Genomic DNA, 22,690 nt, shown 5'->3' with positions numbered 1-22,690 from the left:
ATTCATATTTTTTGCACATAGAGATACCCTCACAATTTAATGTGATAAACATTTGCTAAAATTTGAAATGGAAAATTGGATTGGAAAGCAGGCGCCCCCACAACGCCCATGCTTTATTTAAGCAGCGTTATTTTCAATAATCTTTACAACGGTATCGTTTTCATAAACCTCACAATTTATGGGAACCCAATATAAATCACTATCTCTTTTTAATCTTGCATTGCCATATACATTACCTCTAATCACGAAATAACCAGAGATTTTCGCATTACCATAAACAGAGCCATAAACATCAGTATGACAGCCCACGCTAGCATTCCCATAAACCTTGCCATAAATTTTAGCAGCGCCACTAACAACAGCATGATCATAAACTACCGCCTTGCTATGAATACGAGCATTTCCTGATAATTTTGCATTGCCATAAACCCGCGCCTGATGATAAACCCAAGCATTATAAGAAAGATGCGCATTGTCATAAACATGAGCATTTGCATAAACGCGGGCACGGTCACATACATGGGCATTGCCATAAACACTACCCATTATAATAGCGTTATTAAAAACCTTGGCATTTTCATAAATATGGGCAGGATTTAAAACAAGAGCATTATCGTAAACCCAGCAATTGCCATCATGAGAGAGGTTACTTTCATTTTCAATAAAACCACCCAAGGCACCAGCCTTAACATCGTCAAAATCCCTTAATGCTTGGATGCGATAAAGAGTTTGATTATTAAATACACGTGTCTCATTTGTGAGTGCAAACTTTTTTTGCATAGCACAATTCCTTTATAAAAAGATTTGAATTTTAGAATGAAATGTTTAAAGGGGGGCGCCCCCGCCGCGCCCGCGCGTCATTTACACAGTTGTAAAAACAATATCACCAGTGATAACAGATTCTTTATAATTGCCACCAATTTTGGTATCACCACCAATCTCAGTATAGCCAATTACCTTGGCATTGCCATAGACATGAGCATCACCATGGACCTTGCCATAAATTTTTGCATTGTCATAAATGCGAGCATCATCATAAACCTCGGCATTATCAGAAATTAAAGCATTATTGGAAACCCAAGCGCCACCATAAACCTTGCCATAAACCTTGGCATTGTCATAAACGCAGCCCCTATCATAAACATGGGCATAACCAGTCACTATAGCATTCCCATAAACCTTGGCTTCTCTATTGACCATAGCAGCGCCACAAACATGGGCATTATCGCAAACCCTAGCATTATCAAAAACTATAGCATTTTCATAAACATGGGCATTATCATAAACCTGAGAGGTTCCTAAAACACGCGCTTTATCATAAACCTCAGCATTGCCATAAATTCGAGTTTTATCAAGAAATTTGCCATAAATAGTGTCATAAATTTTTGCATTTCCATACACTTTAGCATGTCCAAAAATATCACCATAAATCAATGCGTTCTCATAGACTTGCGCATTGCCATAAACCTCAGCTCTAATATGCACGCTAGCATTGCCATAGACCCTTGCATTTTCATAAATTTTTGCAGATCCAGTAATTTTTGCATTATCCGAAACATGGGCATTATCGTAAATACGAGCATCACCATAAACCATGGCATTGCCACCGACCCAACAATCACCATTATGAGCTAAATTTGCAACCTTATGTATAAAGCCGCCTAAATCACCAGCTTTTATATTAGCAAAATCCCTTAAAGCCCGAATGCGATAAAGAGTATAATCACCAACCTCTATTGTCTCACCTGTAAATTCGTATTTTTTTGCAGGCTCTTGTTGATTAGCAAGCGCGGTTTCATTTGCAATATTAGAGATAACGGGGATGTTTTTTACTGTATTTTTCATAATTAAAACCTTGTCGTAATTAAATTTTCTATTAACAGCCTATAGAGGGCATCGGGTGCTAGAAAACACGGCGACAAGTCCGCTGCTTACACTTTTCTCATAAAGAGTATTGTATGGTGTAAACACACCCGACAAAATCCTCATATACTAACAAAAGTATAAAAGATAGCCAATTTTTAAAAGCGTTGGAAAGATTGTTTCGTAATCTATCCGCTTGTCGTTTCAAAGTGTTTTCTAATCACTTGAATATTCATATAACAAAATACGTATTTATTGTCAAACAATATTTTATCTTTTTTGATATTTTTTTGTATTTTTTAAATACGTTGTGTATTGATAATATCTTATGCCTATTAGTTGCTTCTTTTATATTTATATGCTTTTAAAGCTATATTATTAGCTTTCTTAAAAGATTGCGTTATTTTCTGAATCTATACATTTATAATATTTAGAAACGCTCTCATGATGCGTATTTTAAACTTTATAACCTATCAATTTTGTTACTAAATGAATTTTAAATTTTTTGTGAATTTTGTTTATAAGGGGCTTTAATTTAAACGACCTTAATAGCACCGCGCTCTTATAACAAATGCTTTCATTTGCATTTTTGCTTTCTCTATAGCTGTTATGTTCTTTATAGCCATGGCATCATTTTTCATTTTTATAAGAGAAACGATAAATAGGATAATTGTGATTTATTGTCTGTTATGAAAATATCTCAATAGAAACTGATCATTATAGAGATTAGCAAAATCCCTTTTAATAGACTTTTGTCAGTTGTGTCAGTTCTTTTTAGACCCTATACTATTTTTTTAAAATGATAAAAAATTAAAAGCATTATATTTCAATATGTTAGTCTTTTTAAGATACAACTTATATAGATAACACAACCTTAAATACAATTAATAATATATATTTGTCAGTTATCTGTCAGTAAATTGAACTGACAAAAGTGATTATTTTAGTGTGTCATTAAAACGTGTCTTATGAAAAGCGTATGAAAGTAAAAACTGATTACGTTATTAAAATCCCTTTTATGAATTTAATCAGTTCTTTTGAATAGATAACCTTATGATTTAGAGAATGATTACAACGTGCTTTATAAAAATCATGTGATCCTTTAAAGCTTTTCAAAAGATATCTTGTAACTCATAAGAGATGCTATCAAGATCTTTATAGTTATGAGTTTTGGGGGTGCTTTTTGTACGTATTATTTTATTTTTTTAATCCAAAATAAAAATCATTATATTTCAATATGTTAATGTTTTAAATAAACAACCTATATTAAATACAATCCGTAAATACAATCTATAATATACATTTAAAGGGGTTTTGTAGGGGTTTTGGGGGTTTTAAGAACCTACAAAACCTATAAGTAAAATGAATATACATAACTCTCTTTAAACAAAGCTTTTGAAAAGGATAAAGCTATCATTTTAGATTACGGTATAACCTCTTAAAGGCAATGTAAAAAAATCTAATTCTATTTAAGAGTGGATTTCTTAAAAGTTTTAAAGCAATCCAAATAAGAGTATCTAAAAGTGCAAGTTTCTTCTTTTTAGAATAACGCATGATAAATTATCCTTTTAAAGATTGTATGTAAGCAATGTATAAAGGGGGTATAGGAACCTATAGCTATAAGACCTTATACCCCTTGTGAGGTTAATATGCCTATCATGTGAGCATGCTTTATAAGTTATTTGGTTTCTCTTATTTCTAATTTTGGTAAGTTCTTAACAATTTTCATTGTTTCTAAACTTACAGTGATAACCCTTTGAAATAACTCTAATGGATAGGCAGGGTTGCCAATGGTTTCAACAGCATAGTGATTGGCATCATTAACAATACCACTCTTTTTATCTGTCTTAACGCATTGACGCCCCATAACCGATTCAAGAGAGATATCTGTTATTGTGATATTGCTGTTATAAATAACAGTTGATTTATTCTTTTCCTTACTATTCCCAGCAAATTTCATTTCAGTCACATAATAGAATTTTTCGGGATTAGAGATTTCTGTCTGTTTTGGATTACCCTTTTTAAAGATCACGGGATAAGGCTCTACATCTTCATAATTCACGTGCAAATGACCGAGTTCACGCCCTGCTGTCACAAATTTCCAAAAATCATCAGCCGTTTTTACGCAAGGGATACGAGGCAATTCTTTGCATAAATTATCAGCATAACGGGTGCGATAATCTTCTGAATGCAAAAAACCGTAAACATAATAAAACAGATCATCTTTAGTGTTTTTTCATTAGGATAAGCGGCTTTTAAATATGCTAATCCTTCATCAGTTATAGCATTACGCATTTTCTTTTTTTCTTATTTTAGTAAATAAGCGATTGTCATGCTATTTTTTTTATCAAGCGACAATCAATGGATAGTTTTTTGTTGTCTCTAATATGTAACAGTTCCAATAAATTTGGTATATTCTATGAATAAGAGGCTTTACTTGAAGCTCAAAATTATATTACATGCAACACCTTAAAATTAAGAAGCATATTAGAGTGTATGATTGTCATTTAACAGTGTCATTGTAAAATCTTCAAAAGCGGGGGAAATGATATGGTTTGCACAACACATAAAGCAGGTGTATACAGTACAGTCTATGCTTTTTTCTCAGATGTTATAAGTATTACTCTCATCAAAAAATTAAAAAATTGTTACGCGGTTGGCGATTTTTTCTGTGACGCTGATGATGGGGATCATTTTGTTGCTCATTTTGAGGGCACAATGAATGCATAGATTTTTTTTCACTTTTGTTTTTGCGGCTATTTTGTGCCTTTTCTCGTTGCCGAGTTTTGCCCAAAATATTCGTGAGAAAGCGATTAATCAATCAGAGAGCATCCAACGACAACAAACACAACAACAGCGTTTTCAACGATTGCACCGTAGAAACGAAACACATGGGATATTTTTGCCAGACGATGATACCACATCTGCCTATGGTGCTTCATCTGGTACAACCTGTTTGCTGATCAAAAGCATTGAATTTGTTGGTGCTCAGTTGATTTCTCATACCGACCTTCATGAAGCCATTTCTCTTTGGGAAGGACGGTGTTTGGGGATTGCCGAAATCAATAAAGTGCTCAAAGCGGTGACCAAGCTTTATATGAAGCGCGGCTATATTGCGGTGCGGGCTTATTTGCCTGAGCAAGATTTAAGCGGCGGTCATCTCAAGATTGTTGTTGTTGAAGGTGTGATGGAAGATATCACTCTGGATGGGCATAAAGTTGAGAGGAGACTTCAAGGAGAAATCACCACGGCTTTTCCAAATCTTATTGGGAAGCCGACCAATCTGCGCCAGATAGAGCAAGGGCTTGATCAAATCAATCGGCTTTTCTCACGCCAAGCCACCATTAATCTTGGTGCGGGGAGCAATTCGGGTGGTTCGATACTCGATGTTCATATTGAAAAACAGAAACCTTGGCTTATTACGCTTTCCAGCGATAATCTTGGTGCTAAAGCAACAGGAATTTATCAAACGCGCTTGAGCCTTTCTTTTGATGATCTGTTGGGGATCAATGATCAATGGTCGTTTAGCTATCAGCGCTCTATGGATGGTAGTCCGTATCATTTTTCTCACAAGCGCCCCAATAGTGATACTCTAACGGGATCATTTTCTCTACCCTATGGCACTTGGACAACAGGTTTTGATGGGACGTGGAGCCAATATCATTCGAGTGTTAAGGGAATATTTTCCGATATTATGACTGCGGGCAAGTCTTTATCGCTGACACCGTGGATTTCACGGGTTATCGACCGTGATCAAGAGGGAAAGACCTGGCTTACAGGACGGTTGACATGGAAATATTCTGATAATTTTATTATGGGCAGTCGGGTTGATGTTTCCAGCCGTAAACTAGCTATTGCAACCTTTGAGCTTGATCACTCGCGCAAGTGGCTTGGAGGAGAATTAAGCGCGCATATAGGGTTTCATAAAGGGTTGGCAATTCTTGGCGCTTATGATGATAAAGAGCAAGAGAATACAACAAAAAATTCACCCAAAGGGCAATTTTCCAAATTGTCTTTTTCCCTAGGCTACGTGCGTTCTTTTTCGCTCAAACAGTATAACTTTCGCTATAACACGCTGTTTTCAGGACAATTATCACCCGACACGTTGTTTAGTTCAGAGCAAATATCGCTTGGTGGTAGTTCCTCTGTGCGTGGGGTGCGTGAGGCGATTTATTACGGAAATAATGGGGCGTTTTGGCGCAATGAATTGTCGCTGTTGTTGCCAGGTTTTTCTTCGAGAATGGGGCGTAAATTTATGAGCCAATTTGCCCCTTATATGGCGCTTGATCTGGGGGCCGTGGCCAATAATGTAAACAAAAACAGTTTTGGCGGGAGCCTCGTTGGGGCAACTCTTGGTTTCCATGCAACCGGAGACATTACGGATATTGATGTATCTTATTCGAATATTTTAACCCAATCGACAGTGCGAGAAAAGGGAAATGCGACAGGGTTATTTCAAGTGCGGGCATTATTGAGATTTTAGAGCAAAGGGGCGGTAAAAAATATCGCTGCGCTGTTTATACCCATATGGGTTGTTTTTTTAAGAGATAAAGAATTTTATGAGGAGCTGAAGATGCGGGGATTGAAAGATCAAAAGCATAGATTGGGATATGGATACAAGCTATGGCAGCGCGTTCTTTGTGTTTTGCAGCGAGGGATCCATAAGGGGCTTTCACTGGTTTTAAGCTTTTGCTTAGCTTTTCAGCCTTTGTTGTTGCAAGCACAAGCGCTTGGAGCGCGAAGTCCTGTTGCACAAGAGAGCCAAGGGATTAAAGCAGCTGATGGGGTTGGCTCTGTTTTCCGCCCCACGGTGGGGAAAGCCGGCAATGATGTGCCGCTGATTGATATTGTTCGCCCCAATGGACAGGGTCTTTCTCATAACAAATATGACAGTTTCAATGTTGATACCCATGGCGTGATTTTGAACAATTCGACTGAGGAGGTTTCGCGTTCACAGCTTGGGGGATTGGTGCCAGGCAACGGCAATTTGCGTTATAGCGGTGCAGCAAAGGTTATCCTTAATGAAGTGGTGAGTGCCAATCGCTCGCGTCTTGAAGGCGTGAGCGAAGTACATGGGCATATGGCGGATGTTATTATCGCCAATCCCAATGGGATTACCTGTAACGGTTGTGGCTTTATTAATACACCACGGGTGACTTTATCGACTGGACAACCGATTATTGGAGCCGATGGCGCTTTGAGTGGATTGCGTGTTGAGGGTGGAGATATCACCATAGGTTCTCGTGGGGCTGATGGGAGTGCATTAGATATTTTTGATCTTGTTTCGCGCAAGATCAGTATCGGAGGTCGCATACAGGTCAAAGGAGATTTGGCTGTTATCGCGGGGCGCAATCATTTTGATTATGACAAACGCGAAGCAACTTCTCTTGGTTCTGATGGCAAAGAGCCGGAATTGGCGATTGATTCCAGTGAGTTTGGTGGAATGTATGCGGGGCAGATCCGCGTGATTGCCAATGATAAAGGTGCGGGCGTTAAGATGCGCGGAGACATGGTTGCCAATGCAGGCGCCATGAGATTGACAAGTGATGGCAAGCTGGTGATTGCCAAAGCACGCGCCAAAGGAGCGGTGAAGGCTCACTCCCACCACGATAGTGTGCACGTGAAAGATCTGCTTTTTTCAGAAGAAGCGGTTGAACTGAAGGCTTTGAAACATGTTGAACTGGCTGAGCAAGCTCGCGTTGCAGCGAGCGGTACTGTTGATGTGGGCGCCGATCTGATCAAGCTCCAGTCCCATGCTCTTCTAGCAAGCGGTATTGGGAGTGATGGTCAACAGTCAGCGACGGGTTCTTTGCATTTACAGGCAGCAAAGCTTGAGGCGGGGAATGGGCGGATAGCCGCCGGTGATCTCTTAGAGATCCAAGCAGCAACAATTGATCTGAGCCGCATGCAAGACAATGATCAAACAGGGGTTTCTTCCCTTGGCGATCTGACCATTAAAACCAATCAAATCACCGCTTTAAACAACCATATTGGTGCCAAGGGGAATATTGTCTTGAGCGCCGATGATGCGCTCACTGTAGGCGCTGGACATTATAGCGCCGGCGGCTCTCTTTTGGTGGAAGCAGCAGAGCTTACATCACGCGCGCGCTTAGTGGCAGAGCAAAAAGTTGACCTTTATGCGCATCACGGTGCCCTGATCCAAGAAGGCACTGTCTGGTCCAATGGGAAGATAACGCTGGATGCCCATGGTGCCCTCAATCATACGGGTGATATTGTCAGTATGCAGCAGGTTGCCTTGACAGCGGGGGGCATGTTCACAACCTCTCAAGAGAGCACGATTTTAAGTTATGATGTGGTTTTAAGTGCTGATGCTTTAACCCAAGCAGGGACTGTGGAAGCCCAAGAGGGAGCATTAACCCTTCAAGTGCGTGATGGGGTTATCAATAACGGCACAATGCGCGGTGAGAGTGTCGATGCTCATATTGGTGCATTTACCAATCAAGGGACGTTTATTGCAACCGATGATTTGCATTTGATGGTAAGCACACAAGAAGGCGCCGATCCGCAACAAGCCTTTCTGAAGAATACATCCGAAGGTGTCCTTCAAAGTGGTGGTGTTTTTGTTGTGACCGCAGGGCAATTAGACAATGCCGGTGCGCTTGGCTCTAGTGGTGAGAATGTTGCCCTCAATGTGGCAGGGAATGTCAGCAATAGTGGGCTGATTTACGCCAAAAAATCTATGGACGTATTCAGTGATGGTGATTTAACCAACACACAGGGCAGAATTATTGCTGAAGAGGCTCTCAGCATTGGTGGGCTGAAAGAGACACGTGCTGGTCATATAAATAATGAGGCTGGTCTTCTCAGTGCTTTAGCCGGTGAGATGAAGATTGTTGCAACGTCTTTTGTCAATAAAAGCGCTGAAACGACAAATTCAGACCAACGAAACGCTACACATGATGAAGGTGCGCATGTTTTAGCGCGGGATGGTTTGCGCATTGATGTGGGCAGTTTTGAGAATGTTGATGGTCTCATTTCTACGCAAGGGGCAGTTAATATTGTTGCTGAGAGTGTGATCCAAGCAGGGCACATAGAGATTGAGCGTGGTGACCTTCAACTGACCAGCCACGGTGATTTAAGCAATAGTGGCACAATAGAAAGCAATGATACCATTGCTTTGCATGCGCAAACAAATCTCAGCCAAACGGGGCGCATTGTCTCTAAAAAGCGGGTTGAGCTCTCAACCGATGGCATCTTGACGCTGGGTGAGACAAGTGAGGTTGGCGCCTATGATGTAACGCTGAAGGCAAGCACACTCACCCAAACTGGGCTTGTGGAAGCGCAAGGCGGGGTACTTACTCTCAACAGCCATGATGTTTTAAGCAATTCCGGTATTATGGTGGGCGGTGTTGTTGATGCGAAGCTTGGGTCTTTAGCCAATTCCGGTCAGCTTTTAGCCAGTAACAGTTTTACGCTTGTGGCAGAAAGCCATGATCCGTCATTGGGGCAAGTTGCTCTGGTTTTAAATGGTGAAGACGGTGTTCTCAAAAGTGGTGGTGCTTTTGTCTTAACCGCAGATGTTTTGGACAATGCCGGCAGTATTGGCTCAAGTGGTGATGGGGTTGCGCTCAATGTGAGCGCTGATCTGAGTAATAGTGGGCTGATTTATACCAAGAAATCTGCCATTTTCTCCTTAGATGGGGATTTTATCAATAAGTTTGCCGATGTCATTGCTGAAGACAATCTCATCATCCGTGGTTTAAGTGGAGAGCGGGCTGGTCATGTGATCAACAGCTCGGGTCTTTTAGAAGCCGTGTCAGGCGATATGACCTTCGATGTCTCAGCGCTTACCAACATGCGTGAAGGTGGGGTTGAAGTTAGCGATAAAGTGGTGAATCGCAATGTCTATGAAACATCACATACTGAAACAGATGGGTGGTTTTTTGTTGATACAACTACCACAACTACCAGAGTTACAACGACGGTTAGTCAGCAGCAGCCTCATTTTACCAATAATGCTGCCCAGATTTTAGCAGGGCGTCATCTCACGGTTCATGCCGGCGATATCCGCAATAGTTATAGTTTAATTGCTGCCAATGGCAACATTGTGATGCATGGCGATACGCTGCTCAATGAGGGGCGTGATTTAACCGAAACAACCAAGATTGAGACGACAACACGCATTGAGACTACATCTGGTGATATTTTGGGTGCAGGGGTGGCTCAAATAGGAGATACAGACACATCGGAATATGTTGATGATCCTGTAATAATCACGCGCACTTATGATGCTGTTTACGGCACGATTGAAGCTGGTGGCACGCTTGATGCCAAGTTGACAGGCTATATTGACAATCATGCGGTGCGTGAGGGGGTTGAGCAAGTTGGCTTAAGCTCTGGCGATAAAGGTTTGGCTGGTGTTAAAAACACCGATTTTGACGGTTCCAAACCACTGATTAGTGATGATCGATTAGACGGTATTATCAATGGTTTGAAAGGGCACAAAGGGCTTTTTGCACCAAGCACAAAAACACCCGCACCAGAATCCATACAGGTGCCAACGCAAGACGGGCTTAGCTCTGTTAAGACAGAATTGGACCAGACCCAATCACCGGATGTGCCGTTTTTAGTTGAGACGCGACAGGACTTTATCAATCCAAGCAAATTTTTAGGATCGGACTATTACTTAAAAAAGATTGGCAATTATAAGCCTGAGAACGTGTTTAAAAGATTAGGGGATGCTTATTTTGAATATCGTCTGGTGGGTGAGCAAATCTTTGAGCTGACAGGCAATCGCACTCTTCTTGATGTTGAAGATCCCAATGCTCAAATGCAAAGGCTCTATGACAATGCTGTGGAGCAGCAAGATCCCTTGGGGTTAGTGCTAGGCAAGCCCTTAACGCCTCAGCAGATTGCTGGGATCAAAAAGGATATGATCTGGCTTGAGACCCACCCTGTCGACGGACAAGAGGTCTTGGTACCCCACGTTTATTTGGCACCAAACACTTCTTTAGCACAAGATGTTTATGGGGCAAAAACGCAGCAAGGAAACCTTGCCAGTGCACGTTTGAAAGGCAATGGCGTCACTATAGAGACGGACCGTCTTACCAATAGTGGCACCATATCAAGTAATGGTGCATTGCATGTTTCGACCACGCAAACTTTGTTCAATAATGGTGGTTTTTTGCTTGGCAGCGGTGCTGTAGATCTCAGCAGTGGCGATCTTTTAGCCAATTCTTCCGGTGTTATTCTGGGGGATATCATCACCCTCAATGCGAAGACAATCATTGATGGTACTGCAAAAATCCGTGACACGAATGAATATGGTTTTGTTGATCGCAGTGGGCAGCAGGCTCAAATCATTTCTATACAGGATTTAAACATTCACTCCCTTGGCGATTTAAGCATGACTGGTGGCCAATGGAGCAGTGGCGGTCCGACGACGGTGATTGTCGATGGTTCTGCTACGTTTGGTTCATTAGTGCTAGAGAGTGACCATAAGGAAATATTGGAAAAAGGGCATTATAACGCCCAAAGCAGTGAGCACCGTTTGACAGAAGTCAAAAGTGATGGAGATTTGACCATTGTCACAGGTGGTGAACTTAACCTTGAGGGAAAGTTTAAAGCCAAGGGCAATGGAGATTTCACCAGTGGTGGCGCTCTCAACGCGATTTCAGAGCAAGATTTTAACAGTTTTGATTTGGATCTGAGGGGCAAAGAAGGCGACAAATCGAAGCAAAAGAATAAGTTTCGTCAACAATCAACAGAAGTTACTACAAACAAAACCACGATAGAAGCAGAGGGCAACCTCTCCATGCATGCGCAAAATGGGGATCTCACGCTTGATGCGGCAGGGCTATCAAGTGGTGGTCAGACGCATTTGGCATCAGATACGGGAAAAATCAAGTTTCTGACCAACAAGGATCAAGATTTTAAGGACGTTTATCAGCGTAATGAAAACCTTGTGTGGTGGAGTGAGAGCGATAAAGGTTACCTTAAGGAGACCATCGAACATGTCACCATAGATGCTAAGGGTGGCATAAAGCTTGATGCGGGTGATGGCTTCGTTGTTGAGTATCAGGCAACCGGTGATTTAGACAAATCCCTTGAGCAATTGTCTCGCTCTCCAGGCATGGCATGGATCAAGCAACTGCGTGATGATCCAGAATTATCCAAGCAAGTGGATTGGCAAGCAGTTAAGGCTGAATTTAAAGACTGGGATTATAAAGCCCAAGGGCTGACAGAAGCCGGTGCGGCTCTCGTGGCATTGGCTGTCACGGCGGTTACGGGTGGAGCAGCCTCGGGCGCTGCCAGTGCCATTACCGGTGCTTTGGGGCTTGGCTCTCGAGCACCGCCATGAATGCGGCGATACAGGCTGGTGTCCAAGCGCTGATTAACAAAAGCGCTGTGGCTCTTGTCAATAATCGCGGCAATATTGCCGGTGCCTTGCATGAGCTTGGCTCTTCAAAGAATGTTCTCAGCATTGTTTCGTCGATGTTGACAGCAGGCTTAACCAGCCAACTAACGGAAATGGCAGGTGTTGGACAATCTTTGCCAAAAACCGCTCCTTTTGTCGATCGTATCGCCAGTGAAGCGGAAAAGAACCTGATCAAAGCCGCCATTGGCACAGGCGTTCAAACGGCTCTTGAGGGTGGCTCTCTTGACAAGAACTTTTTTAACAATCTGCGCATCGCCCTGTCTGATACGGTTGGAAAATCGTTGGCGGAAGAAATCGGTACCGCCAAGGCTGAAGGCAAAATAGACACGGTCACACAGATCGTTGCCCACGCTGGTCTTGGCTGCTTAAAAGGCGCTGTTGCGAGCGGTGCTTGCACAGCCGGTGCTGTGGGGGGTGCTGTGGGCGAAGCCACCGCTATGCTCCAGTTTCAATTGTGGGTGCAAGGCATTGTGAAAGAGGAAATGGGGGATCTAAACGGTCGCACCCCTACAGCGGAAGAGGAAGCGCGTATAAACGCAAAGATTGATGCGCAGTTTGCTGACTTTAGAGATCACACCATTGATGTTGCAAGGGCTGCCGGGGGCGTTGCTGCCGCCATTGCCGGTGGCAATGTTGATGCCGGCGCCGATGCCGCTGGTAATGCCGCTGCAAATAACTTTTTGGGTAGTGCACAACGCGCTCAGATGAAGAAAGAGTTAGAAGAATGCCCTGATGATCAGTGTCGAAGAGATGTTAACGAAAAATGGTTCGAGATTGATGAAGAGCAAGATAGGATTTTTGAGATAGGTCTTGCGAAGGGTACGATTGTTGGTGCCGTAAAAGCAATAGGAAACGGAATATCTGAGACAGCTCATGACGTTAAAGAATTAGGATCGGCAATAGGAAACGGAATATATGCGACAGTTCATGACGTTAAAGAATTAGGATCGGCAATAGGAAACAGTTCAGTTGATGAGATCTATCAAAATGCCCTTCAAGGCGTTGGAACAGCAAAAGCTTGGGCCACGAGTGGGCATATATTTGATGATGTCTGGGAAGGTGCTGGTCAACTCTGGGAAGGAGTTGGTCAATTCTGGGGAGGTGTTAAGGATTCCTTTAGAGGGCGTATAGATCACATAAAGGATTCCTTTGGGGGGCATATAGATCACATACATGAAACAATGGAGAAAGGGGGGGATGGAGCATTCAGTGCTGGTGCTGAATCTGGCGAAATGCTAGGTAAACCATTAGGAGATGTGGCTTATATAGTGGGTTCTACAGTGCTTACTGACGGTGCTGTTTCAGCAGCCAAGGGAGGCGTAAAGCTTGCGGGAAAGCTTGTAGAAAAAGATCTCATCAAATTTGCTGCTAAAGCTGAAGAAGCGGCTATAACGGGAGAAACTAGTTCTGAAGTAAATACTGCGCATGTGGGGAAAGAAATCGCACAATCGCTAGAAAAAATGAGCGATGAAGCTATTGCAACTCAATATTTGGGGCAAGAGAGAAAATTCTGGTCAAAACCTATTGAGGTTGAGTTTGAAATAACTAACAAGGGAGAAAAAATTACTCAGACAAACAAAGTCTATCAGAGCGAAAAACTGTTTGATCCTAACCAGATTGTTAGTTGGACAGTCAACAAGAAAAAAGTGACAGGTACAAATATTGAAAGAATGAAAACAGGAAGAGCACCTATAGGTTTCGATAACGAGCCTATTGAATTACACCATATGCTACAAACACATGATGGTCCCATAGCAGAAGTTACAAATGCGTTTCATAATAAACATCATTCTGCTATTCACATTAATCCTAACACAATGGGATCAGCTATTGATAGGGATGCATTTGCTTTGTGGAGACAGAAATACTGGAAAGAACGTGCTAAAGGTTATGAAAATAAAGATATAGCAACTAGAAAATAACAATTTATGGAGAACAAATTATGAAAACTTACACTTTAGATGATGTTGTACAATTAATTGATAAATATAGCGATAGTATCGATTTTGGCTCTACAGATGAAGCAGTTGATGATGCACTGATTGAAAAAGCAGAGAAAACTCTTGGTTTGCAGTTTACGTCTTCCTATAAAAGTTTTTTAAAAAACTATGGAAGAGGGGAAATTTGTGGTGAGGAAATATGTAGCGTTTATGATACAAACTTTGAGATTATTCGTAGTGATGATATTGTTTATAAAAACTTAAATTATAGAAAAAATGGTTTTGCAACGCCACAGCAACTTATTGTTAGTAGAACCGATTTTGGAGAGACATTTTTCTTCGATTATTCTCAATTTCAGAATGGAGAATGTGCACTCTATTTTGATTTTCCACCCAAGAATCCACAATATTATGCAAGTAACTTCTATGAATTCCTCTGTAAAAGGATTACAGATAATTTGAAGTAAATTTCTTTGTATGGTGGTTTTACTTCCAAATTGCAATGTTAAACCACCATTATTTTTTTCTTTTCAAGAATGCAAGCATCGTTAATATTTTTAAGGGGGATCATCTATGAAAACCTATACCTTAGATGATGTTGTAGTATTAATTGATAAAGTGAATAAATATGATGATGAGATTATCAATTTTGGCACTGCAGAGGATGCGCCTGATGATATATTGATTGAAAAGGCTGAGAGAACTCTTGGTTTACAACTCACCTCGTCCTACAAAAGTTTTTTAAAAAATTATGGAGGAGGAGAAATTGGAGGTTATGAAATTTTTAGCATTTATAACGCAAGTTTTGAAGATAATCCTGCTGGTGATATTGTTTATTATCACTTAACAGATATAAAAAATGGTTTAGCAAAACCACAGCAGCTTGTTGTCAATAGAACAGATTTTGGTGAAACCTTTTACTTTGATTATACTCAGTTTCAGGATGGAGAGTGTCCGCTCTATCTTAAGTTTCTACCTAGCGATCCCCAGTATTACGCAAGTAATTTTTATGAATTTCTCTGTAAAAGAATTAAAGAGCACGCAGGGTAATGACGATGCAAACCAAAGATGCAACAGAGATTTTAAAAAGACTTGGCTGGGAGCCCCATCGCGATGAAATGGGTGATATGTTTGCTTATTATCATCTCCCCGATCGCATAGTGCGTATTCATTATGGTGTCATAGATTATGGACGGGATAGTGGAAGATTATGGGTTTCTGTCAGTCTTACCACTGCCGCCTATTGTCTTGGCTGGGAATACGCTAACGGTAAGAAATCGCGATACCAATATGAGGATATGCTGATTTCTTCAGAAGAGAATTTTGGAGTTACAGCACTAGAATTTTTTGAAAACCACGTTAAGGTAGCTTTAAATAAAGTGTTAGTTTGGGCGCACGCACAAGATATTGAGAAAAAATTACGTGAAAAAGCTGCTAATCATTCTCTCGTTGCAAAGGCTCTACTCGGCGATACCGAAGCTTTAAGTAATTACAAACCTACATCTCAATTATATACACCAGAGTTTTCTGATTATGAAAAGATGACACAGGTTGAGCGTATGATCTTTTTTGCTGAGGCTTATAAAAATAACGAATTGGATGACATTTTAGCACGCAAAAAACCGAAACAGTGTTTGATGAGTCTTACAGCAGCAACGCGCATTCTTAAAACCCAAGGGTGGTTTGTTACGGAACCTGGGAAAATGTGGTTAGTTTTGCCCGACCGCTTCATTCAATTTGATTTTGGTTTTATACGTCTTCCAAATGATGATTACAATGTTCATCTTGAAGCAGAGATCTCCAACGAAGATATTTCTGTAGCTTGCCATTATATTCACGATAGTAGAAAATGTAGGCAGATATCAGCTACAAATATTTATCAGTCTTTTAATACGATTGGGGGAGGGGTTTTTAGTGGTGTTGATAAAGGGATTGATATTCGTGTAGAGACATTAAATGAGCAGGAGCTTATAAAAATTTCTGAGCGGGTGATACAATGGGCGCGTGCTCAGGATTTAGAAGCAGCGATAGAAAGCAAAGCGCTTGTTCAAAAATATAGCTCTTGTCCTGATATCTCATGGCATTTGGCTTGTTTAGTATTAACAGGTCAAATTGATGTCCTGAAATCCTATCAAAATGCCGTAAAAGCAGGTACGATTTCTGAATATTTAGATGACGATGATGTGGAAAAATATGTTAATCACGCTGTTCAATTTGCTGAAGGACATCTGACCGTTTTAAAGGAGCGAGAGGCGGCAGATGCACGTATTGGTGTACAATCTTTGGTTCTTCTTAATACAGTTTCTGAAACATTAAAAATGATGAACTGGACAGTCTATTGCGACAAAAATTATAATTGTAATGCCTATTTTATAAGCAAAGACCGTATCATTAATATAATGTACAGCCTTGATATAAAAGGAAAAACACCGATCCTTATATTCAAGGCTTCACTTTCAACACTTAGTTTTTCTACTGCTCATAGAGAGATGTTTCCTAGATTGCCCCAATATATAGCTCTCAAAGAGGCAGAAGAATTTTATACAGTTTCTAGTACTGAATTGGATGAAGGCAAGCTAAAGGAGATTTGTACAGATATACTTGAGTGGGCTGATAACCAAAACACCAACCAAATCATCTATGATTATGCGGCGTTGCTAACAAACAGTGAATTTTGCCTTGCAGAATTTCACCTTATTGCACTTATTTTGACTGGTAATGTCAAAAAACTTAAGTTTTATAAGGAGAGTTTTCAAAGAAAGAGCCGTCTAGGTTTTGTGGAAAACATCACAAAATATGATATTGAGAACGCTCTTACTCTTGCACAGCGTTATTGAACAGGTTTTCCCAAAAAGGCATTGATTTTAAGCTTGGATCCGCAAACAGCATCTGTTGCTTCTAAAAGAATTTCTGTTGAAGTGGCAGAGGAAGTGGATGAAGCAGATGACACTGATGATCGTCTCACCATGGAAAGTGCTCATGCACTTTTAAAAAGCTTAGGCTGGTCAACCGAGAAAATCAATGAGAATGACCATATGGCAAGCTATCAATTGGCTGATCGTGAAGTAGATATTCTTTATAACGACGAAATTGCCAAAGACTACCCGCAATTTGATAGCGCCTTTATGATTAGTACCGGTATTCTTTCCGCTGCTTGTAAATTCATTGATCCTACCCACACGGAAGATATTCCAGATATACAGCTTAATTTTGAAGCCAAGGGATTAGAAATCTTTGAACCAGAAGTCACTACGGATCGTTTAACACAGGCGCTTGATGATGCTTTAGAATGGGCGGTAACAGACATTGACCTTTCTAAAAGACTTCGCTCTGATTATGGCACTGCTCCTTGGAAAAAAAGCACTACGTCTAAAGCAAATGATACGGATTATGCTTTACTTCATCTTGGCGCTCTTGCTTTATTGGGCGATGTTGAGACCTTACAATCTTATCAGAAAAGCTTTACGGCAGGTGATCACCTAGGCTTTGACGAAAGCATCAACAAAACCCACCTTGAACGTGCATTAGCTTTAGCCAAAGAAGTAGCAAAGGTGAAGCAAGTGAGCTACGCTTTGATTGAACGGGTAGCAAAAGATTTTGATGATCACTCAGAGCTTTCTAGCGAGGAATAACCTCGCTCTTGGAAGGAGAGTTTATTTAAGTCTATTTAGAACAAAGAATAAATTGATTATTTTGAAAAAATTGAGGGGATTATGAATCATGAAATGGATAAAGAAAAAAAGTATGGGGGCAGCTGAGCCGGTGGAATTTAAAAGTCAAAAAGTTTATCAGGAAGATGAACTGTTTGAGCCCGAAACAGTTTCTTCTTGGAAAGAAGAAGGACAGATAGTAACGGGTACAAATGTGGAAAGAATGGTATCAGGAAGAGCACCTATTGGAGTCGATTTTAGACCTATTATGTTACATCCTGTGACACAAGAACAAGATAGTCCTCTCGTTGAGGTTCTCTACTCATTTTATCAAGGCAGGAGTTTGGTTGCTCCTATGAATCCAAAGACAAATTTTATCAGAAAAGTTATTTGTTGGATTTCAAAAAAAATTCCTAAGTAGGAAAAAAGAAAGAGTAATTATTGCAAATATTGAAATAATATCCCTAAAAGGCGCTCTCTAAACTTTAATGATCACCTCCTTTAATTCCATCATATATTGTAAATGCGAGATGATTGTACAGAGACAGATGAGAAAAGAGCTCCGTCAAGAACATATCTCTTATGATTTTATCAATCTCATCTCAATTCCATTGGCTATAGTAGAAAAAGATTGATCATTAGGAGCACTCATTATGAGTAAAAACACGCTGTGACTTATGGAGAAAAATTTATGAAAAGTTATACTTTATCAGATGTTGCACAATATGTTGATATGCATAGTCATGTTATTAATTTTGGTACTCAAGATAATGCCCCTGATGATGTACGGATTAAAACAGCTGAGAACACTCTTGGTTTACAATTTACCTCTTCCTATAAGAATTTTTTAAAAAATTATGGAGGAGGAGAAATTGGAGGTGAAGAAATATTCAGTATTTATGAAATCTGTGCAGGTATTCCTGCTGGTGATATTGTTTACCGAAATTTGCTCGATAGAAGAGATGGCTTTACGGACCCCAAACAACTTGTTATCTGCACAACTGATTTTGGTGAAACCTTTTATTTTGATTATAAGCAGTTTCGCGATGGTGAATGCCCACTCTATCTCAAGTATACATCTGAAGATTCCGAATATTACACAAGCAATTTTTATGAATTTCTCTGCAAAAGAATTAAAGAGTATGCAGGGGAAGATTCATGAAAACCTATACCTTAGATGATGTTATACAACTAGTTGATAAATAGGATAATTGCGATTTATTGCTTGTTATGAAAACATCTAAAAAGAGATTGATCATTATAAAGATTAGAAAAATCCCTTTTAATAGACCGTGTCAGTGTTGTCAGTTCTTTTTAGAGCCTATATTATTTTTTTAATGAGAGAAAATTAAAATCAATATATTTCAATAGGTTATAATTTTAATGATGCAACCTTTATTAAAAGACAGCCCATAAATTCAATTCATAATATATATTTCTCAGTTATGTGTCAGTAAATTGAACTGACAAAATAGATTATTTTAGTGAGTGATTAAAACGTGCTTTATGAAAAGCGTATGAAAGTAAAAACTGATTACGTTATCAAAATTCCTTTAATGAATTTTTATCAATTTATTTAAATAGATAACCTTATGATTTTAGTGAGTGATTAAACCACGTCTTAAAAAAACATGTGATCCTTTAAAGCCTTTCAAAAGAAACGGTTTATGATCATAAAAATGCTATCAAGATCATTATGGTTATGAGTTTTGAAGATTTTGAGTATTTTGAGGGTTCCTTTTACGCCCCTTTATATATTATTTTTCAATCAAAAAATAAAAGTTATTATATTTCAATATGTTAATGTTTTAAATAAACAACCCATATTACACACAACACGTAAATACAATCTGTAATATATATAAAAAGGATTTTTGAAGGTATTTTGAGGGTGTGAGAAACCTTCAAAACCTATAAGTAATATAAGAAAATGAATATACATAACCCTCTTTAAATAAAGCTTCTGATAACAATAAAGCACTCATTTTAGATTACGGTATAATCTTTAAAGGCAATCCAAAAGAAGCGTATTCACTTTAAGATGGGATTTCTTAAAAGTCTTAAAGCAATTCAAAGTAGAGTATTTAAAAGTGTAAGTTTCTTCTTTTTAGAATAATGCATATAAACACTCCTTTTAAAGATTGTATCTAATCAACTTAACAAGAGAGGTATAGATTATGGTTATAAGATTCTATACCCCTTTGTGAGTTTAGCAAGCCAAGTCTATTCAGTTTCTCTTATTTCTAATTTTGGTAGATTTTTTACGATTTTCATTGTTTCTAAACTTACGGTAATAACCCTTTGAAACAACTCTAGAGGGTAGGCGGGGTTGCCAACGGTTTCAACAGCATAACGATTGGCATCATTAACAATGCCACTCTTTTTATCAGTCTTTACACATTGACGCCCCATAACCCATTCAAGAGCGGGCTTGCCATTGACGATATACTCATAAGCTTCAAGAGGGATATCTGTTATGGTAATATTGCTATTATAAATAACAGTGGTTTTATCTTTCTCTTTACCTGCTTTTGCGAATTTCATTTCAGTCACATAATAGAATTTCTCAGGATTAGAGATCTCTGTCTGTTTTGGATTACCTTTTTTAAAGGTCACTGGATAAGGCTCTATGCTTTCATAATTCACGTGCAAATGACCTAGTTCACGCCCTGCTGTTACAAACTTCCAAAAATCATCAGCACTCTTTACACACGGGATACGAGGCAACTCTTTAGAAAGGTTATCAGCATAACGGGCACGATAATCTTCCGAATGCAAAATTCCATAAACGTAATAGAATAGATCATCTTTAGTGATAGTTTCATTAGGATAAGCCACTTTAAAATGGTCTAGACCTTCATCAGTAATGGCATCACGCTTCTGTAAATCAGCTGTTTTACTTTCTTCTGTAAATAAATGGGATTGTTTCTCACTTTTACTTTTTGAGACCGTAGTGTCTTCGTAAATATAGCGCGGAAAGCATTGACCATTCTCTATTACCTTAAAATCAGGCACAGTCTTACTCATCAAAACAGAAAAGTCTTTCATTGACCCTATGCCGGTAACGTGTATTACTTTATTTTCAACTGCTTGTCCCATAGGAAATATATGCGGCATTTGAAAAACTGACTCATTAAAGGTGCGATCATAATAGAGCCACTGTCGTGTAAAAGGGCGATAAAGGCTTTGAATAAGGCAATTATTCTCAAATTTGGAAAATTTGCTTCTTACCAATTCTTGTTTGAGAGTAGTACTCCAACTGATCTTTGTTGCATCAATGTTAATGAAATTGTTTACAATTTTATTACGTGTTTTACGGTCAGCATGAGGACAGGTATCTTTAAAACTTTCTACTTCACTATTATAAAAAGTGATCATAGCACTCATATTTTGTATTAAAGCTTTATGGCTTGCATTATATGTCCAAGCGTCACGACTCGTTACGATACCACACGAAAAATTTTTAAATAGCTTTTTATCATTACCTTTCTTATCACCTATGGCTAAAAATGCTTTAAAACTGTCATCACGTTGATCAAGCCAATCATTATGTCTATCCGGCTTTATTATTCTCCAACCTTGTTTGCTTTGTGTAATACCATCAATACTCTTAAATTTTTCAATTATCGTAAGCTTTTCTTTTCTCGTGAGGTAATCTCCAATATCACGAAAATATATCTTACCATGCTGTTGTGCATTTGGATTTTTAACCAAAATAGAAATTGCTATAGGAGCACGAGAGCCTTCACCAAAAATCTTACCACCTTCTTTACGAGAAATTTCTCCAGAGGTTCGTTGATTACCCCGCAAATGGAAAACATAAAGGCTACTAAATTCTTCAACAAGGCATTTTCGTAAACCGTCCATAGCATGACCACTGATAAATCCTGCGTTCGTGACAAATCCAATAACACCACGCTCTTTTATGCGGTCGCTTGCCCAGCAAATTGCTCGTATATAGCTATCATAAAGTTTATTTCGATTTATTATTTTTGTTGAATTCGATATATATTTCTTACGAATACGATTATCTAATATAAAATAAGAGGTATTCGGATTATTATCATTAGCACTCTTTTGTCCTACCGAATAAGGAGGATTTCCAAAGATAACTTCAATATTCATCTTCTTTTGATGTTCTAAATATTCACTGTTTTCTTTAAACAATTCCTGTAGTAAGTTCTTCTCTTCAAGCATCCGAAACGTATCGGTTAAGCCAATATGTTTAAAAGGAATATACTCTCCTTTCATAAGACTATGATACGTCGATTCAATGTTAATCGCTGCTATGTAATAGGCTAAGAGAACAATCTCATTGGCATGGATATCATGACGGAATTTGTATTCCATATCCTCTGGTTTGATCAGTTTAGATTGTAACAGCCGCGTGATAAAAGTACCCGTTCCGGTGAAAGGATCAAGGATAGAGACACCCCGTGATCCCAAGCTTTTTCCAAACTCTTGCTCTAAAACATCATTAACGGAATGAATGATAAAATCAACAACCTCAACGGGCGTGTAAACAATTCCAAGCTTATCTGTGGTTTTCTTAAATGCCTTGGCAAAAAAACTTTCATAAAGCTTGATAATAAGATTCTGTTTTGCATGAGTTTCTGTAATCCCTGCTGTACAGAACATGACACTTTTGTAAAATTGATCAAGATCTTTCGTTTTCTCTTCGATATTTGTTTTATCCAGTTCCGTTAAGATCTTATCCATGGCTTGCGAAATGGCATTGTTCTGTACAAATTCATTACCGTAAAATAAAGCTTCAAACACGGGACGCGTGACAAGATGTTGCGCTAACATCTCAATCGCTTCCTCTTGCTTGATTTCAC

At 39.3% G+C, this 22,690-nt stretch carries 11 protein-coding genes and 2 pseudogenes; 9 read left to right on the top strand and 4 right to left on the bottom strand.

What is annotated here, in order from left to right:
- Positions 1–117: 117 nt before the first annotated feature.
- The 3 genes and pseudogenes from ACFINY_RS08235 to ACFINY_RS08225 form a co-directional block, all read right to left on the bottom strand.
- Positions 118–780: a hypothetical protein gene (locus tag ACFINY_RS08235; RefSeq protein ID WP_375672204.1), complete on the bottom strand. Its 663-nt coding sequence runs from the start codon at positions 778–780 to the stop codon at positions 118–120.
- Positions 781–861: 81 nt separating this feature from the next.
- Complete coding sequence (locus tag ACFINY_RS08230) at positions 862–1,845, bottom strand: hypothetical protein (RefSeq protein ID WP_375672203.1); 984 nt, start codon at positions 1,843–1,845, stop codon at positions 862–864.
- Positions 1,846–3,541: 1,696 nt separating this feature from the next.
- A pseudogene (locus tag ACFINY_RS08225) lies at positions 3,542–4,155 on the bottom strand (type ISP restriction/modification enzyme); the annotation flags it as partial.
- A 258-nt stretch (positions 4,156–4,413) separates the two neighbouring features.
- Here ACFINY_RS08225 and ACFINY_RS08220 point away from each other — a divergent pair.
- From ACFINY_RS08220 to ACFINY_RS08180, 9 genes and pseudogenes are all read left to right on the top strand, one after another.
- Positions 4,414–4,593 (top strand): hypothetical protein, encoded by a 180-nt coding sequence (locus tag ACFINY_RS08220; RefSeq protein ID WP_375681521.1) that lies wholly within the window; start codon positions 4,414–4,416, stop codon positions 4,591–4,593.
- Positions 4,586–6,346 (top strand): ShlB/FhaC/HecB family hemolysin secretion/activation protein, encoded by a 1,761-nt coding sequence (locus tag ACFINY_RS08215; protein ID WP_375700985.1) that lies wholly within the window; start codon positions 4,586–4,588, stop codon positions 6,344–6,346. The genes ACFINY_RS08220 and ACFINY_RS08215 overlap by 8 nt, the downstream gene beginning before the upstream one ends.
- A 90-nt stretch (positions 6,347–6,436) precedes the next feature.
- A complete protein-coding gene (locus ACFINY_RS08210; protein WP_375700984.1) occupies positions 6,437–12,184 on the top strand; it encodes a filamentous hemagglutinin N-terminal domain-containing protein in 5,748 nt (1,915 codons plus the stop codon).
- Positions 12,181–14,184: a DUF637 domain-containing protein gene (locus ACFINY_RS08205; RefSeq protein WP_375700983.1), complete on the top strand. Its 2,004-nt coding sequence runs from the start codon at positions 12,181–12,183 to the stop codon at positions 14,182–14,184. Before ACFINY_RS08210 ends, ACFINY_RS08205 begins: the two co-directional genes overlap by 4 nt.
- A 20-nt stretch (positions 14,185–14,204) precedes the next feature.
- The gene (locus ACFINY_RS08200) at positions 14,205–14,669 is read left to right on the top strand and encodes an SMI1/KNR4 family protein (protein WP_375638835.1); all 465 of its coding nucleotides are present in this window, start codon (positions 14,205–14,207) and stop codon (positions 14,667–14,669) included.
- Between the two features lie 106 nt (positions 14,670–14,775).
- Positions 14,776–15,252, top strand: coding sequence for an SMI1/KNR4 family protein (locus ACFINY_RS08195; RefSeq protein ID WP_375627527.1), 477 nt, complete (start codon positions 14,776–14,778; stop codon positions 15,250–15,252).
- Between the two features lie 5 nt (positions 15,253–15,257).
- Positions 15,258–17,834 (top strand): annotated as a pseudogene (locus ACFINY_RS08190) (DUF6990 domain-containing protein).
- A gap of 88 nt (positions 17,835–17,922) precedes the next feature.
- Positions 17,923–18,273 carry an HNH/ENDO VII family nuclease gene (locus ACFINY_RS08185; RefSeq protein ID WP_375618707.1) on the top strand — a complete coding sequence of 117 codons (351 nt, stop codon included), beginning with the start codon at positions 17,923–17,925 and terminating at the stop codon, positions 18,271–18,273.
- Positions 18,274–18,543: 270 nt separating this feature from the next.
- Positions 18,544–19,014: an SMI1/KNR4 family protein gene (locus tag ACFINY_RS08180; protein WP_375686288.1), complete on the top strand. Its 471-nt coding sequence runs from the start codon at positions 18,544–18,546 to the stop codon at positions 19,012–19,014.
- Positions 19,015–20,075: 1,061 nt separating this feature from the next.
- Here ACFINY_RS08180 and ACFINY_RS08175 read toward each other — a convergent pair.
- Positions 20,076–22,690 (bottom strand): type ISP restriction/modification enzyme (locus ACFINY_RS08175; protein WP_375700982.1); only part of this gene is annotated, 2,615 nt, incomplete at its 5' end.

This window comes from Bartonella sp. AA23NXGY (genome assembly GCF_042197165.1).
GTDB lineage: Bacteria > Pseudomonadota > Alphaproteobacteria > Rhizobiales > Rhizobiaceae > Bartonella.
The sequence above is the reverse complement of the archived record's forward strand: the minus strand, read 5'-3'. Positions and strand labels throughout refer to the sequence as shown.